Below are 14,512 nucleotides of genomic sequence, written 5' to 3'. Positions count from 1 at the left end.
CGGCGGCCCCGAGGCCGGGCGGCTGCGGATGATCCGGCTTCTCGCCGGCACAGGCTTCATGGGAGCCTTCACCACCTACAGCACGCTGGCCCTGGAGACGAACACACTGACCGGGTGCAGGACGAACCCCGATGCCCTGCTCTACGTCGGTGCCAACCTGATCGGGTGTGTTGCGGACTTCACCGCGGCGCGCCGCACCTCGGCCGCAACCAGAAGGCCCTTCTGGGATAACCAGCGATTTGTCGGCACGGTCGGCCCAGAGGCCATTAGTGCAAGGACGCTTTGCACTAATCGCCTCTGACAAGTCCCGAGTCTCCTCTCGTCGGATTCCCACAACGATTCAGGGCGTGTCTCCATCCTTGGAAAGGATAACGCCTGGTCGGCGTGCTCGAACTGTCGCTTTTCGAAGCGACTGCTCGAGATGTCCGAAGTCGTCTGCACAACTCCCGTCACTTGCTGATGAAAGATGAGCCGGGCGTTCCAGAACCTTGAAACTTGGACACCCTGAGGGGACACTTTCCTGCGGATCCGGATCGGCGGAATGCTGTGACTGTTGGCGGAAAATGGCGGTTAAATCACAGCGTAAAGTGGCGGTTCCGCGGTGCCCGTTTGGGGAACGGTCGGTGCAGCAGATTCGGTGTCGACGGTGGTGCCCCGATCGATGTGACAGCTCGCCGCCCAACGGGATCCTTGAACGCAACACCAAGAATTCACAAGCACGCGGCGAGCGAAGTGCATGGCTCGAGGGCAGGATGGAGAACATGGAAGTCCTTGGGAGCCGTATCCTGCTTCATCCGTCCGAACCCGCGCGGAGCCACCGGTTTTATCGGGACACGTTGGGCTTGGCGATCTACCGAGAGTTCGGGAGTCGTGATGCGCCGGGTCTGGTCTTCTTCCTGGGAAACGGTTTTCTCGAGGTCAGTGGACGATCGACTGATCCGCACGGGAGTGCCCTGGCGATCTGGATTCAGGTCCGCGACGTCCAACTCGAGCACGAGCGGCTCCTGGCAGCCGGGGTGCCGGTAATCCGCAAGCCGCAGCAGGAGCCATGGGGGCTGGTGGAGATGTGGATCGCGGACCCCGACGGAGTGCGCATCGTGCTGGTTGAGGTTCCGAAGGATCACCCCCTGCGACGGGACCAACGGTAATCATGTCTGCTCCGGGGCCGACGGCCTCCTCCGCGCCGCACGTGTTCGAAGGCGCCGGGTCTTAGCATTGGGCGTATGACTGTCGGTAAGATCCAGGAACGCTCAGGATGGAAACTACTATGACCGGTGACAGGGATCGGGATGCTCTAAGGCGCCCGCGGCAGGCCCGGCCACGTGACGCTCTTGGGCGGCCCCTGCCGTACGGAAGCGCGGGCGTCGAGCCAGTCTCGGAGGAGCCGCTGCCGCCGGCGCAGACGTTGGTCTCAGCCCGGAGTCTGGTGGAAGCCGGCCGGCCCTTCGCAGCCCATGAGGTACTCGAGGCCCGCTGGAAAGCCGGGCCGGCCGAAGAACGCAACCTCTGGCAAGGACTCGCCCAGATCTGCGTCGGGCTCACCCACGCCGCCCGGGGGAACAGCGTTGGCGCCCTCCGTCTCTTAGAGCGCGGTGCGGCCCGGCTCGAGGAATACGGTTCCGGCGAAGGGCCGACCTATGGGCTGGACTTGTCCGCCGTGGTGAATTGCGCACGTGATCGAATGCGCACCGGCCATTGAGCCGGCGGCCAGCATCCCCGCGGCAGGCGGCGGAGGCACTATTTCCGGGGGACTACTGAGAGTTTGCTTGACCAATAACTTGTCCCGTTAGCGGAACCCTAAGTGGGACGTTTATGGGCAGGAACAGTTATTACTCCAGTGGCGGCTCGTGATTGCCCGGCAGGTGGGGCTTTCTCAGCGAGACCGAGGTTCGCGCACACCTTGGAATCTCCTGCGATGACCGTTGCCATGCCAGGGGTGTCCACGCGTTTCAAGATGCCGACCATGCGCATATTCTGAATTCATGGGAGCCTATACATCGTCGACTAAGATTCATGTAATCACGCAAACCAACGCATAAGCACGAGCTTCGAAACGGGACTTTCGTTAGGGAAGGAACGCAGTGGGGGAGGATGCATATCTCCAGGAACGCTGGGTGAAGGCCGAGCGGATAGCTAACGGCGAGGAAGAGCCGGCGATTGACCAGCGACGACGCTGGTGGCTCGTTGCGGCATTGGTGTTGGTCGCAGGCGTCCTCATGGGAATTCTGGCGGCTCTTTTCTTGCCGCGCGCCGCGAATGGCGAAGAAATAGAAGCGTGGCGCAGGGTACTGTCAGTCGCCTTGGCCGGTATGGGGCTGATCCTGATTGTCGGGGCGTTCTATTCGCCTGGAGGACAAAGCTTTACGTGCCTCGCAGTCGATCCGTGTTGACCGCGCTAGAGGGGACTCAAAGGCGTCGAGCCAGGCAGCAAGTCAAGGGGAAGATTCCTTCAAGCGGCCATGAAGTGCCCGTGTTGCGGGCCATTGCCGCTCAGAATCGGCGGCAGTGGAAGTCCTTTGCGCTGCCGGGAATTGGCTTCTTTTGCACGACAGCTGCTCAGGCGATCGGTAGTTCCGAGTTCTTTTTTCAGGTTATTTTCGCGGCCCTTTCGGTCGGCCTCGTCGTAGTCGCAATCGTCGCTGCTGATAAGTTTCGCCTGGCCGGCAACTTTCTGGAGTCGACGAGTTCCAAGTAGAGCCGCGGACCGGGATCTTGAGGTTTTCACAGCGGACCTAAAAGGGGTCTCCTGTCGCTGAAAATCGATGGTGAAGCGTCGCGTTCCAGGAACCCTGAGTGGGACGTTTTACCGGGCCGACTAGTGGGAGATTTCCAAAATGAATGCGGGAGCTCGCGGTTGACGCCGGTCACGAGTGCCCTACGACCTCACTCAACTTGTCCAGTGACTCCGGGCGGGCGGCGATCTCCACCTTGCCGTCGTCTGTCAACAGGGTGAACCGTCCCGGGAATCATGCCGCCTGTTTGTTGGCGGCGTCGTCGGGTAACGAGCCGATTTCTCGAGCATAGTATGCCTGCTCGAATTCCTCGGGCGTCTGGTGTCCGAGGGAGGAATGTAAGCGTTGGTTGTTGTACCAGTGGACCCACTCGAAGACGATCTCCATCACGTCGCTTGCGGTTTTCAACGCCCCGGTGCGGAACGGTGAATTCTTCGCGACGGCATCGTTCTTGAACAGCCCCATCACGGTCTCGGCGGCGGCATTGTCATAGGCATCACCCACGCTGCCAATAGACGGCTGCAAGCCCTCCAAGGCCAGTGTGTCGGTGTACCGGATCGAGGTGTACTGGCTGCCCGCATCTGAGTGATGGATCAGTCCCGCCGATACCGGCCGTCCGGTGTGTTGGCGCCGCCACAGGGCCGTACGCAGGCAGTGTTCGACGAACGCGGTGTCCTTGATGGTTGAGGTTTCCCAGCCGACGATCGCCCGGGAGTACAGGACGATGACGCAGTGGCTGCGACGTAGACGAATCCGGAGTAGACCGGAACGTAGGTGAAATCGGTCACCCAGACCTGGTTCGGAGCCGGGGCAGTGAAGTTCCTGTCCAGCAGGTCGCCGGCACGGCGGCCGTCCGTGCCGGGGATGGTTGTGCGGGTCTTGCGGCCCCGGACGAGGCCGTTCATGGCCTCTTGACGCATGAGCCGGTCCACGGTGTGCTTCGAGGCTTCCGGGAAGCCGTTACGGCGCAGCCACTGCGTCATCTTCCGCCTCCCGTAGATGATCTCGGGCCAGGGGCGTCCCCTCGCATCGGGGATTTGCAAGCTGCGGAGCGCGTTGGTGATGCGTGCGTCTTCGATGGTGCGCAGGGCTGGCAGGCGTTTCTTCCACGCCCGGTAGGTTCGTGCGGCGACCTGCACGCCCTGCTCGCGCAGGACGGCGCAGATCGACTCGACCGCATGACCTTCAGCCCGCATGTCGTCGATGAATCGACGGATCAGCGGCGGCGAGGGTCGAGCTCCCTCGCGAAGAAAATCGAGGCCTGTTTGAGGATCTCGTTGGACTCCTTCAAGTCCCGCACCTCAGCCCGAAGCCGCTTGATTTCCTCCAGCTCGTCACTGCTCGGTCCGGTCTTCTCACCGGCGTCGACCTGGCCTGGACAACCCAGCGGCGCAGCGATTCAGGACCGACTCCGAGCTTTGGCGCCAGCGCCTTGCAGGCAGCATAAACAAACGGGTACTCGGACAACCGATCCACCGTCATGCGCGCTGCACGGTCACGGACTTCGGGAGGGAACTGCTTGGGCATAATCACTATCTTTCTCACAGAAGATAGCGGCATCAAACCCGGGACGGTTCACCGCAGTTTGGGGACGTTCTGGCCGAGCGTGGTGGAAGGCAGGTGGCCGCGGCGGTCATCATGCACGAACTGGGCCACCTGCTGGGACTCGACCACGTCAAAGACCCGCACCAACTGATGTACGACGAAGCCTCCAATGTTCGGGACTTCGAAGACGGTGACCTGGCTGGCCTTGCCATCCTCGGCACCGGCCCGTGCAGCAAGCTGTACTAATCAAGGACAGTAGCTGGATCGTAACAAAACCTTCTGAGTGCGCAACACGCAACTCGCGTCACTAAGTGAAACAAGGGACTTAGCCACTAAAGCCTGTCAATAGCTTCGCGTGGGAAATATTAAGTCTTGACAAGCAACAGTGACTTACCTCACCGTGTTGCGTAATGCGATCACGGTTGATCATAAGACAACTACCCGATGCATCCTCCGCGTCGGAGATGAGGTTTACCAGATGCACAGCCCCGAGATATCAGTACGCAATTTATGGAAAGTGTTCGGGCAAGGCGGCGAAAAGGTCCCCAAGGATCAGCAGCTTGCTGGATTGGCCCCTGGCGAGCTACTGGAGCGGACAGGGTGCGTGGCGGCTGTGCGCGACATGAGCTTCGACGTGGCAAAGGGCGAAGTGTTCGTGATCATGGGACTCTCCGGATCCGGAAAATCCACCTTGATCCGCTGCCTTACGCGCCTGATCGAACCGACATCGGGTCGCATTCTGGTGGACGGCCAGGACGTGCTGGAGGCAGGAACAACCGAGCTGCGCGAATTGCGCCGACGGAAGATGTCGATGGTCTTCCAGCACTTTGGCCTCCTGCCGCATCGCACCGTTCTTGACAACGTCTCCTATGGACTGCAAATCCGCGGCACCGCGAAGAATGACCGCTACGCCAAGTCGCGCGAAATCATCGAGCTCGTCGGCCTGAAGGGTTACGAACAACATTTTCCGGACCAGCTGTCCGGCGGTATGCAACAGCGAGTCGGCCTGGGCAGGGCACTGGCGGGAGACCCGGATACCATCCTGTTCGACGAGCCATTCTCCGCACTGGACCCGCTAATTCGGCGCGATATGCAGGCGGAAGTCATCAGGCTGCATAGGGACATGGGCAAGACAATGGTCTTCGTCACCCACGATCTTTCCGAGGCGCTCAAACTTGGCGACCGCATCCTGATCATGCGCAATGGCCAGGCGGTCCAATGTGGCACCGGCGATGAGCTTGTAGGATCGCCCGCCAACGAGTACATAGCGGACTTCGTTTCTGAAGTGCCCCGCGCTGAAGTCCTGACGCTCAAATGGATCATTCGTCCCGTGGGGATCGACACTCCTCCCGATGCACCCGTCCTCAGCTCCGGCACGGTCATCCGGGACGCAATTTCGGCTGTGATCCAGTCCTCCTGCCCCGTGCTCGTCGAAGACGGGGGCAAAATCATCGGACAGGTCGATCGTGACAGCATCCTGTCCGTGCTCCATAGGGAGGCAGCTGCGGTATGACCTCCACACTCCTTCGTGAAAGAGCGGCGGTCCAGACCGGCGGCGACCCCCTTCGCGCCGCCCGCCGCAGGCCGAGCCGGCGCACGATAATGCTGGGGGGTGCAGCGGCCGTCTGGCTCTTGGGCTTCGTCTTCCTCCATGGATTCGGTACCTTGGCGCTGCCCTCATCGGAATTGACTGACCTGCACCGATCACTCAACCAATTCAACGCGTGGGTTGCTTCAAACCGCAGCGACAACCCAATCTTCCTGTACGTGCTCTCGCCCCTGCGGGCCGCCGTCGATGCTGTTGCCAGCCTGTTCATCACGGTATTCGCGGCGAGTTCAACAGGCCTTCGGCTGCCCGAGATCGGCTGGTTGGGAACTGTCGCCCTACTGAGCTGGACCGCTTATGCCGTGGGAAATGCGAGGGTGGCCCTGCTCACGGCCGCAGTATTCACGTTCTTTGGCCTGCAGGGACTCTTCGTCGAGGCCTCCTACACTTTCGCCCTGGTGGCCACGGCGGTGTTGCTGACCCTGCTCATCGGCATCCCGATGGGAGTCCTGGCCGGGATCAACGCGCACGTGGCAAAGGCCGTCACTCCTGTCCTGGACTTTATGCAGACGCTCCCCACGTTCGTGTATCTGGCCCCCTTGGCGTTGATCTTCCTGATCGGCCCGGCCTCCGCCGTCATCGCCACCTTGATTTACGCGGCCCCGCCGGTCATCCGCTTGACGGCACATGGGATCAGGGGCATCCCCGAGAACACCCGGGAAGCATCTGATTCCATGGGAACCACCGGGCTGCAGCGGCTCTTCACGCTTCAACTGCCAATGGCACGGCGCACCATCGTGATGGGCATCAGCCAGACTACGATGGCCGCCCTGTCGATGGTCACCATAGCCGCGCTGATCGCCGCACCCGGCCTGGGCCAAACGGTGGTTCGGGCGCTGCAGTCCCTCGACGTCGGGACTGCGGTTAATGCCGGACTGTCAATAGTCCTCATGGCCATTGTGCTGGACAGAGTCACGACGGCCGCAAGCAGAAGGGCAGAACCGGGAGCCCATCGGCGAAGCAAGACCTCCCGCCGGACGCGACTGGTCCTGGTCTCCGCCACCCTGGTCCTGACGGTGGCCCTGATTCACGTTTCACGAACTATGCTCTGGGCGGCCGCATTCCCCAAGGAACTGAATATCGGGCCAGACATTGTCAGAGGCGTAACCGGGGCAAGCGAGTGGCTGCAGACCCACCTGTTCCTGGTCACGGTGTCATTCCGCGAAACAATGACCACCGGCTTCCTCAACCCGTTCCAGTTGCTCTTCACAGAAACGCCATTAGTTGTCCTGGCCGCCGTTATCGCGCTGGCCGCCTACGCGCTCGGCGGCTGGAAACTGGCTGCCCTAACTACCTTCTGCCTGGCGGTGATCGTCTACCTCGGGCTGTGGGGCGACGCCATGGTCACGCTGGCCAGCACGCTGGTTGCCACCGCAATCGTGATGGTCCTCGGCGTCGTCTTCGGGGTGGCCATGGGACGTTCCAGCAGGATGGACCAGTTCATGCGGCCGTTGCTGGATGCCGGCCAAACCATGCCGGCCTTCGTTTACCTGGTCCCGTTCCTGGGACTCTTCGGCGCCACCCGTTTCACCGCTATCGTCGCCGGCATCATTTACGCGGCACCAGTGGCCATCAAAATCATCGCTGATGGCATAGCCGGCATATCTCCGACAGTCGTCGAAGCCGCCGTAGCCAGCGGCTCAACCCCTTGGCAGGTGATCACCAAGGTTCAGCTCCCTATGGCCAGGAAGTCTTTGGCGCTGGCTGCCAACCAGGGCTTGATCTACGTCCTGGCCATGGTGGTGGTGGGTGCCTTGGTAGGAGCCGGTGGCCTGGGATACGACGTCGTAGCCGGCTTTGTGCAGAGCTCACTCTTTGGCAAAGGCCTTGCTGCCGGCCTGGCCATCGTCTTTCTGGGAATCCTGCTCGACCGCATGACACAGGCTGCCGCCGCCACCCCTGCCAGGAAATCCCCCACAGCAAAAACGACCCGTACAAGCCGCCCCGACTCCGCGACATCCCCCAACAACAAGGAGCTCCAACCATGACAAAAGCCGGACTCATCCTAAAACGAACTATTCCGACACTCGCTGGAGCCGTTGCCGGCGCCTTGCTGCTGGCAGGTTGCGGCGGTGCCTCGGTCAATCAGGCGGCCGCCGCAGGCGCAAGCAATGCTTCATGTGGAACTGTCAACGTGGCCATGAATGCGTGGGTGGGATACACCGCCAATGCCGCTGTTTACAGCTACGTCGCCAAGGAGAAGCTCGGCTGCTCAGTGGTCCAAAAGGATCTCTCGGAGCAGATTTCCTGGCAGGGCTTCGGTTCCGGCGAGGTTGACGTCATCATCGAGAACTGGGGCCATGACGACCTGGTCAAGCAATACATCACTGATCAGGCGGTGGCAGTCGACGCCGGTCCAACCGGCAACGAAGGTCATATCGGATGGTACGTACCACCATGGATGGCAGAGAAGTACCCGGACATCACCGACAGCAAGAACCTGAACAAGTACGCCTCGCTACTGGCCACGTCGGAGTCCGGCGGAAAGGGGCAGGTGCTTGATGGCGACCCGGCCTTCGTCACCAATGACGAAGCCCTGGTCAAGAACCTAGGGCTCGACTACAAGGTGGTCTTTTCCGGGTCAGAAGCGGCCCTCATCCAATCATTCCGTTCGGCTGAAAAGAACAAGACGCCGCTGTTGGGCTATTTCTACGAGCCGCAGTGGTTCCTCTCCGAAGTTCCGCTGGTAAAAGTCAATCTGCCGAAGTGGACGCCCGGCTGTGACTCAGACCCGGAGAAAGTGGCCTGTGACTATCCCGACTACAAGCTGAACAAGATGATCTCCAAGAAGTTTGCCGACAGTGGTTCCCCGGCCGCCAAGCTGGCGAAGGCTTTCACCTGGACCAATGACGACCAGGATGCGGTTGCCACCGACATCCAGAACGGCATGAAACCCGAAGAAGCCGCCAAGAAGTGGGTGGACGCACACTCCCAGCAGGTGCAGGCCTGGCTCCAGTAGCCTTTTCCCGAATCGCTCTACTGCGGGCATATCCTTTGGAGGATATGCCCGCAGTGCTGTCCGGAGAGTGTCAGGGCCGGGGAACGGGCCTCCGGGTCACGCGGGATCGATCAGTTCGGGGCCATCGTTGCGGACGTTGTTGACTCTGTCGCTGACTTTTCGCGGGGCGAGGGCAGGGTCGGGCATGGCGTCCAGGAGCTGCTGAATATCGGAAGGGTTTTGGTTCCCGGGTCCAGCCAGTGATCCACCATGTCCCGCGGGATGATCACCGGGGATCTGTCATGGACGTGTCCCAATGAGTCCTGCGCGGTTGTTGTGAGGACGGTGCAGGTGATGCTGGCGGCTGCTTCGATGACGTCGTCGGTGATGGTTTCGAGCTGGTTTATTTTGAGGACGCGGGTGATCTGGGGGGAACAGTCGCTCGAGGAGCCGGAAGTTGCCGCGGGTTATCCGCTCGATTGCTGCAATGGCTTGGGCATCGGTGAAGTCCTCTGGGTCCAGCGTCCTTCCAAGGCGTTTCCAGTGGCGGTCTAGGGTGTGTTGCTAAACCCGTCAGGCGTTTGGATGCGGTTGGCTGGTGAGATGGGCGATCGCTTTTTAGTATCTGACGAGGTGTGGGCCGTGATCGGGCCGCTGTTTCCTGCTTGGAAGGGCAACGGGCGCCCGGTCGCGGACCGCCGCATGGTCGTTGAGGGGACGGCATGGAAGTTCCGGACGGGGGCGCCGTGGCGGGACCTTCCCGAGCGCTTCGGGAACTGGAACACCGTATTCAAGAACTTCGACCGCTGGGCCAAGGACGGCACCTGGACGAAGGTACTCGAACACGTCCAGACCCGCGCGGAGACCCTTGGCGATCTGGACTCCCGCGACACCCATCCCCTAACTTTCGCCAGGCACCGCAGTGAGGTGGCTGGGCAAACTTGCCTTCGCAGCAGCGTCGTAGTCCGCCCCTCAACGCTCGCAGATCACCAGCTGGCTCAGGCAGACACTGCTTCCGCGCCATGGACTCCGTGCGCATGGCTGACGAAAGTCGTCCACCGTTAGCACGACATCACAATTACGTTTAAGGACACGTCCCCGGTGGTGCTGCCATGTGTAAAGACTATTCTGCGGTCGGTTTTGCCCGGTCTGCTCGTAGCACTCGACGTGGACACAGCTCGCGCCTGCGGATCCCGACTCACGTCTGGAGCCAAGCGGGATACGGCACATGAACACTCCCATCAAGCCCGGCTCGAACAGAGCAACCAGGCCTTTACCGTGAGGGGTAACCACGGGCCAGATTGGTCGCCTCCACTGTCGCCCGGCTTGCTGGGCTGAACAGGGCCATGGCAGCAGTCTTCCGGGTTCGGAGGTCCCGGACGCGTTGAGGGGGCATTGATACTCTGGGTAGGGGGAAAAGGGGGAACACAGAAATGGGCCTTAGAAGTCTTTTTCAGCGAAAAGCCGCAACCGCGGCACCCGTGAGTCCAGTTGGGGCGGCAGTCCCTGTCCCGGACGCGCCCATGTCACCGGAGCTCCTGGAGGAACTGCGGGTAGCGTGGGCAGAACTCACTGAGGCCGCCAAGGCCACGAAAGTGACAAACTTCCACGCCTGCACGCGGACAGGCCGGCCCTGGACGGAAGACCCGGCCGCGGTCAGGGCCGTAGCGGCCACACTCCGTGAATTCCCGGATACGGACAGCGAGCAGACGACATAGCTCGCCTGCGTGCCTGGAGTGCATAGGCGGATGGCCCCATCCCATTGCCGATGGAGATTCTCTTCTTGGCCTCGCTCCTTAAGGCGACCCGCAACTCTTTCGTCCGCTCTCGGCGTGTCCGGGACTCTTTAGCTGGTCATTATGGTCGTACGATCGCACCATGAGCGAGCTGACCTCGGAAGAAATCCGCAACCTTCCGCTCCCGGACCTCGCCATGCGGGTTCTCGGTGAGTGGGGAGGATACCCTGGTCGCGGTGATGATCTTCGTTTCCTGGGCCACGTTCGACTGGCACAGCATCCATCCCCGGACCCTGAAGATGATGCCCAAGAGCGAAACCCTGGTCATGGTCGCCACCGTTGTCGGCACAGTCACCACCCACAACCTGGCAATCGGCGTCGGGGTTGGCGTGATTGTTGCCATGGTGCTGTTTGCCCTCCGGGTCGCGCACTTCGTCACCGTCGAACGCACCGTCAAAACCATCGATGGGCACCAGACAGCGACCTATGTCGTGGACGGCGAACTGTTCTTCGCGTCCTCCAACGGCCTCTACACCCAGTTCGAATACGCCCTGGACCCCGAGCACGTGATCATCGACATGCACGCCTCCCACCTCTGGGACGCCTCCACCATCGCCGCCCTGGACGCAATCACCGAGAAGTACCACCACCACGGCACGGACGTGAAGATCATCGGCCTCAACGACGCAAGCACCCTCATGCGCGAACGCCTCGCCGGGAAACTCGGCGCCGGCCACTAATCCCGCAGCCGCCGTAAACATGGAGGGTCCCCCACCGCACAGACGGTAGGGGACCCTCCCTGCGTATGGACCGGATCAGGTCACGGGCGGCGGTCCCCTTCGTAAACGTCCGGGATGCCGTCCAGGCCAGTGTCGATGGCCTCTTCCGCCTCCACCGCACGGTACCGGCGGTTCCGGACGCCCAGCACTACGGACGCCAGGAGCGCGGCCAGCAGGGACGCGGCGAGTATCCCGACCCTTGGCGTGGTCATCGTGGGCGCCGCCCTGCCCGAAGCTCAGCTCCGCCACGAGGAGCGAAACGGTGAAGCCGATCCCGGCCAGAAGGGACACCCCGAACACATCAATCCACTTCAAGGACCGGTCCAGGGACGCTTAGGTCGCCTTGGTGAGGAGCCAGACGGCGCCCAGGATCCCTGCCGGTTTACCCAGCACCAAAGCCCGGATGATGCAAGCCGGGGAATTGGGGTCAGGGCGATAACCGCCCACTCTCACGCTGTGTGTTCAAGATCACAGAACTGCCCCCTGCCCGGGGGCTACATTGCGAGGGTAAGCAGCATTCGTTCCGCGAAAGGAGTCAAGCAATGTCCGCGACATCTCCGGTGGCACGCCACCCCCACATTTCCGCAATGCATCTGGGCCGACGCGCAACAGCCGGCGTCACCGGCGGGATCGCCGGGGGCCTGGTTTTCGGTCTGCTCATGGCCATGATGGGCATGTTGCCCATGGTTGCATCGCTGGTCGGCTTGAATTCCGCCGGGGCCGGCTTCGGCATCCACATGGTCATCTCGATCCTGATCGGGCTCGGCCTGACCGTACCCTTCGCCGGGCTCCTCAGCTCCTACGGCAAGGGCACGCTGGTGGGCCTGGGCTACGGTGCCCTCTGGTGGGTCCTGGGGGCCCTGACCATCATGCCCGCCGTCCTGGGAATGCCATTGTTCGTGATCGACACGATGGCCGGAATGTCCCTGATGGGTCATCTGGTCTATGGGGCCATCCTGGCCCTCGTGGCCGTACGTGTGCTGAAAGGCCGGACGTGAGCGATGACGTCGGACGGGATCTGGAGGCCGCCGCCGGCGGCCTCCAGCCTTGGGCGCCGCAGCAACGGGAGCCCGACCCCTTCGCGGCCGGTCCGGAGGACCCGTTCACCTGCCTGGACGAGGTGGACCTGTTCGCCGACCTGTCCCCCGAGGAGATGCGGGCCATGGACCTGATGGCCCCGGTCCGCATGTTCCGCCGCGGAGAACTGGTCTTCAGCCAATCCCAACCCGTCACGGCCCTGTTCATCCTCAAGACCGGCAGAGTGCGTGTCTTCAGGGTCGCCGAGGACGGCAAGGCCCTGACCATGGCCATTCTCGAACCCGGAGCCGTCTTCGGCGAGATGCTTCTGGTCGGCCAGCGCATGTATGACAACTACGCTGAAGCCATCGAGGACTCGGCGATCTGTCGCCTCAGCGCCGAGGAGGTGGAACGGTTTCTGATTTCGGACCCGAGGATCGCTATCCGCATTTCCCGGCTCCTCGGCGAACAAGTCGCCCGGCTGGAAGAACGTCTCACTGATCTGGCCCTGCGTCCCCTGACGGCCCGCGTTGCCTCAACCCTGCTCAGCCTCGCAGGTACCGCCCCGGCCGGCCGATTCGGGCAGAACCGCCCTATCCGGCTCACGCACGAACAAATTGCCGGGCTCCTGGGCGCCACCCGCGAAGCCACCAGCAAGACCCTGGCCGATTTTGCGGCCCAAGGCATCATCCGGCAAGGCCGCGGCCGGATCACCGTCCAAAACACCGCCGCCCTAAGATCGAAGGCCCGCAATACATCATGACCAGTCTCAGAAACGTCACCGACGCATCATTCGTAGAGGATGTCCTCAAATCATCCAAGCCTGTCATTGTTGACTTCTGGGCGGACTGGTGCGGCCCCTGCCGACTGGTCTCCCCTGTGCTGGACCAGATCGCTGACGAGCACTCCGGCAAGGTCGAGGTTGTCAAAGTCAACGTCGACGAAAATCCGGGCGTCGCAGAGACGCTGGGCATCACCTCCATCCCGGCCATCTTCTTGTTCGAGGGCGGCAGGCTGCGGGCTGCCGCCCTCGGGGCCAGGCCCAAGCAGTTCCTGGAGAAGGAGTTTGCCGACTTCCTCGTTTAGCCAATGCTCCAACGGCCTCTATACCCAGTTCGACTACGCCCTGGACCCCGAGCACGTCGTCATCGACACGCACGCCTCCCACCTCTGGGACGCCTCCACCATCGCAGCGCTCGATGCCATCACCGCGAAGTACCACCGCCACGGCACGGACGTGAAGATCATCGGCCTCAACGACGCAAGCACCCTCATGCGCGAACGCCTTGGCGGGAAACTCGGTGCCGGCCACTGACCCCGCCGCCTCTTGACGGGGAGGTCCCCTACCGCATAGCCGGTAGGGGACCCTCCACGCGTGTGGACCGGGTCAGGTCACGGGCGGCGGTCTTCTTCGTAAACGTCCGGGATGCCGTCCCGGTCAGTGTCGATGGCCTCTTCCGCCTCCACGGCACGGTACTGACGGTTCCGGACGCCCAGCACTGCCGATGCCAGGAGCGCGGCCAGCAGGGACGCGGCGAGGATTCCCACCTTGGCGTGGTCATCGTGGGCGCTGCCCTGCCCGAAGCTCAGCTCCGCCACGAGGAGCGAAACGGTGAAGCCGATCCCGGCCAAAAGGGACATCCCGAACACATCGATCCACTTCAGGGACCGGTCCAGGGACGCTCTTGTGGCCTTCGTCAGGAGCCAGGTGGTGCCCAGGATCCCCACCGGTTTACCCAGCACCAACGCCACGATGATGCCGATGGCCACAGGGTCAGTCACGGCCGAGACCAGGCCGTCCCAGCCACCCACGGCGACACCGGCGGAGAAGAACGCAAAGACCGGGACCGCAATCCCGGCGGAAATCGGCCGGAACCGGTGCTCGAAAATCTCAGAGAGGCCAGGACCCGCAGAGGGGCCGCCGCTGGCCTGCGACCGGACCACAGGGATGGCGAACCCCAGCAGCACACCGGCGACGGTGGCATGGATGCCGGATGCATGCACCAACCCCCAGGTGATCACGCCCAAGGGAAGAAGGATCACCCACGCCGCGACGGGTCTGGTGCCAAAAAACCGGCGGTACTTCTGGGCCAGGAACGTGTAAGCAGCCAGCGGAATGAGGGCCAGCAACAACGGCCCGGCCTGGATGTCGCTGGAGT

Annotated in this window: 16 protein-coding genes and 5 pseudogenes; 16 read left to right on the top strand and 5 right to left on the bottom strand. The window is 62.3% G+C overall.

The window, feature by feature from the left end:
- Positions 1-28 precede the first annotated feature (28 nt).
- The 5 genes from J7I89_RS25665 to J7I89_RS20130 all read left to right on the top strand — a co-directional run bounded on the left by J7I89_RS25665 (position 29) and on the right by J7I89_RS20130 (position 2,695).
- Positions 29-301 carry a CrcB family protein gene (locus J7I89_RS25665; protein WP_214973901.1) on the top strand — a complete coding sequence of 91 codons (273 nt, stop codon included), beginning with the start codon at positions 29-31 and terminating at the stop codon, positions 299-301.
- 451 nt (positions 302-752) lie between these two features.
- Positions 753-1,148, top strand: coding sequence for a VOC family protein (locus J7I89_RS20145; RefSeq protein WP_308159979.1), 396 nt, complete (start codon positions 753-755; stop codon positions 1,146-1,148).
- A gap of 107 nt (positions 1,149-1,255) precedes the next feature.
- On the top strand, positions 1,256-1,699 hold the full coding sequence (locus tag J7I89_RS20140; RefSeq protein WP_251045629.1) for a DUF309 domain-containing protein: 444 nt from the start codon (positions 1,256-1,258) through the stop codon (positions 1,697-1,699).
- Between the two features lie 382 nt (positions 1,700-2,081).
- On the top strand, positions 2,082-2,390 hold the full coding sequence (locus tag J7I89_RS20135) for a hypothetical protein (protein WP_214973896.1): 309 nt from the start codon (positions 2,082-2,084) through the stop codon (positions 2,388-2,390).
- An 80-nt stretch (positions 2,391-2,470) separates the two neighbouring features.
- On the top strand, positions 2,471-2,695 hold the full coding sequence (locus tag J7I89_RS20130; protein ID WP_214973894.1) for a hypothetical protein: 225 nt from the start codon (positions 2,471-2,473) through the stop codon (positions 2,693-2,695).
- A gap of 271 nt (positions 2,696-2,966) precedes the next feature.
- Here the strand turns inward: J7I89_RS20130 and J7I89_RS20125 are convergent.
- Positions 2,967-4,259 (bottom strand): annotated as a pseudogene (locus J7I89_RS20125) (IS3 family transposase).
- 93 nt (positions 4,260-4,352) lie between these two features.
- Between J7I89_RS20125 and J7I89_RS20120 the strand changes: the two are divergent.
- The 4 genes from J7I89_RS20120 to J7I89_RS20105 all read left to right on the top strand — a co-directional run bounded on the left by J7I89_RS20120 (position 4,353) and on the right by J7I89_RS20105 (position 8,842).
- Positions 4,353-4,523 (top strand): matrixin family metalloprotease, encoded by a 171-nt coding sequence (locus J7I89_RS20120; protein ID WP_251045628.1) that lies wholly within the window; start codon positions 4,353-4,355, stop codon positions 4,521-4,523.
- 139 nt (positions 4,524-4,662) lie between these two features.
- Positions 4,663-5,790, top strand: a complete 1,128-nt coding sequence (locus tag J7I89_RS20115; protein ID WP_214973892.1) for a glycine betaine/L-proline ABC transporter ATP-binding protein — start codon at positions 4,663-4,665, stop codon at positions 5,788-5,790.
- Positions 5,787-7,871, top strand: a complete 2,085-nt coding sequence (locus tag J7I89_RS20110) for a proline/glycine betaine ABC transporter permease (protein WP_214973890.1) — start codon at positions 5,787-5,789, stop codon at positions 7,869-7,871. The genes J7I89_RS20115 and J7I89_RS20110 overlap by 4 nt, the downstream gene beginning before the upstream one ends.
- A gap of 62 nt (positions 7,872-7,933) precedes the next feature.
- Entirely contained in the window at positions 7,934-8,842 is a 909-nt protein-coding gene (locus J7I89_RS20105) for an ABC transporter substrate-binding protein (protein WP_214973887.1), read from the top strand.
- Between the two features lie 110 nt (positions 8,843-8,952).
- On the opposite strand, the gene J7I89_RS25380 is transcribed toward J7I89_RS20105, so the two are convergent.
- Together J7I89_RS25380 and J7I89_RS25375 are read right to left on the bottom strand one after the other, a co-directional pair.
- A complete protein-coding gene (locus J7I89_RS25380; protein ID WP_251045627.1) occupies positions 8,953-9,138 on the bottom strand; it encodes an SOS response-associated peptidase in 186 nt (61 codons plus the stop codon).
- Between the two features lie 36 nt (positions 9,139-9,174).
- A pseudogene (locus tag J7I89_RS25375) lies at positions 9,175-9,376 on the bottom strand (ATP-binding protein); the annotation flags it as partial.
- Between the two features lie 48 nt (positions 9,377-9,424).
- Here J7I89_RS25375 and J7I89_RS20090 point away from each other — a divergent pair.
- From J7I89_RS20090 to J7I89_RS20080, 3 genes and pseudogenes are all read left to right on the top strand, one after another.
- Entirely contained in the window at positions 9,425-9,886 is a 462-nt protein-coding gene (locus J7I89_RS20090; RefSeq protein WP_214973883.1) for a transposase, read from the top strand.
- A 458-nt stretch (positions 9,887-10,344) separates the two neighbouring features.
- The gene (locus J7I89_RS20085; RefSeq protein ID WP_214973874.1) at positions 10,345-10,539 is read left to right on the top strand and encodes a hypothetical protein; all 195 of its coding nucleotides are present in this window, start codon (positions 10,345-10,347) and stop codon (positions 10,537-10,539) included.
- Between the two features lie 245 nt (positions 10,540-10,784).
- Positions 10,785-11,297: pseudogene (locus J7I89_RS20080) on the top strand (STAS domain-containing protein); the annotation flags it as partial.
- A gap of 80 nt (positions 11,298-11,377) precedes the next feature.
- On the opposite strand, the pseudogene J7I89_RS20075 reads toward J7I89_RS20080, so the two are convergent.
- A pseudogene (locus tag J7I89_RS20075) lies at positions 11,378-11,744 on the bottom strand (Na+/H+ antiporter NhaA); the annotation flags it as partial.
- A gap of 134 nt (positions 11,745-11,878) precedes the next feature.
- Here J7I89_RS20075 and J7I89_RS20070 point away from each other — a divergent pair.
- The 4 genes and pseudogenes from J7I89_RS20070 to J7I89_RS20055 form a co-directional block, all read left to right on the top strand.
- On the top strand, positions 11,879-12,334 hold the full coding sequence (locus tag J7I89_RS20070) for a hypothetical protein (RefSeq protein ID WP_251045626.1): 456 nt from the start codon (positions 11,879-11,881) through the stop codon (positions 12,332-12,334).
- Entirely contained in the window at positions 12,331-13,116 is a 786-nt protein-coding gene (locus tag J7I89_RS20065) for a Crp/Fnr family transcriptional regulator (RefSeq protein WP_308159977.1), read from the top strand. Before J7I89_RS20070 ends, J7I89_RS20065 begins: the two co-directional genes overlap by 4 nt.
- Positions 13,113-13,439: a thioredoxin gene (trxA, locus tag J7I89_RS20060; RefSeq protein WP_214973867.1), complete on the top strand. Its 327-nt coding sequence runs from the start codon at positions 13,113-13,115 to the stop codon at positions 13,437-13,439. The genes J7I89_RS20065 and trxA overlap by 4 nt, the downstream gene beginning before the upstream one ends.
- A pseudogene (locus J7I89_RS20055) lies at positions 13,435-13,668 on the top strand (sodium-independent anion transporter); the annotation flags it as partial. The gene trxA and the pseudogene J7I89_RS20055, both read left to right, overlap by 5 nt.
- A gap of 77 nt (positions 13,669-13,745) precedes the next feature.
- Here the strand turns inward: J7I89_RS20055 and J7I89_RS20050 are convergent.
- Positions 13,746-14,512 (bottom strand): Na+/H+ antiporter NhaA (locus J7I89_RS20050; protein ID WP_214973865.1); only part of this gene is annotated, 767 nt, incomplete at its 5' end.

Source organism: Arthrobacter sp. ISL-5, from assembly GCF_018613835.1.
Lineage (GTDB): Bacteria > Actinomycetota > Actinomycetes > Actinomycetales > Micrococcaceae > Arthrobacter.
The sequence above is the reverse complement of the archived record's forward strand: the minus strand, read 5'-3'. Positions and strand labels throughout refer to the sequence as shown.

Excerpts from the sequence above, each read along its gene's own strand:
- trxA (WP_214973867.1), top strand. The coding sequence starts at position 13,113 with ATGACCAGTCTCAGAAACGTCACCGACGCATCATTCGTAGAGGATGTC.
- J7I89_RS20140 (WP_251045629.1), top strand. The coding sequence starts at position 1,256 with ATGGAAACTACTATGACCGGTGACAGGGATCGGGATGCTCTAAGGCGC.
- J7I89_RS20090 (WP_214973883.1), top strand. The coding sequence starts at position 9,425 with ATGGGCGATCGCTTTTTAGTATCTGACGAGGTGTGGGCCGTGATCGGG.
- J7I89_RS20110 (WP_214973890.1), top strand. The coding sequence starts at position 5,787 with ATGACCTCCACACTCCTTCGTGAAAGAGCGGCGGTCCAGACCGGCGGC.
- J7I89_RS20145 (WP_308159979.1), top strand. The coding sequence starts at position 753 with ATGGAGAACATGGAAGTCCTTGGGAGCCGTATCCTGCTTCATCCGTCC.
- J7I89_RS20085 (WP_214973874.1), top strand. The coding sequence starts at position 10,345 with ATGTCACCGGAGCTCCTGGAGGAACTGCGGGTAGCGTGGGCAGAACTC.
- J7I89_RS20070 (WP_251045626.1), top strand. The coding sequence starts at position 11,879 with ATGTCCGCGACATCTCCGGTGGCACGCCACCCCCACATTTCCGCAATG.
- J7I89_RS25665 (WP_214973901.1), top strand. The coding sequence starts at position 29 with ATGATCCGGCTTCTCGCCGGCACAGGCTTCATGGGAGCCTTCACCACC.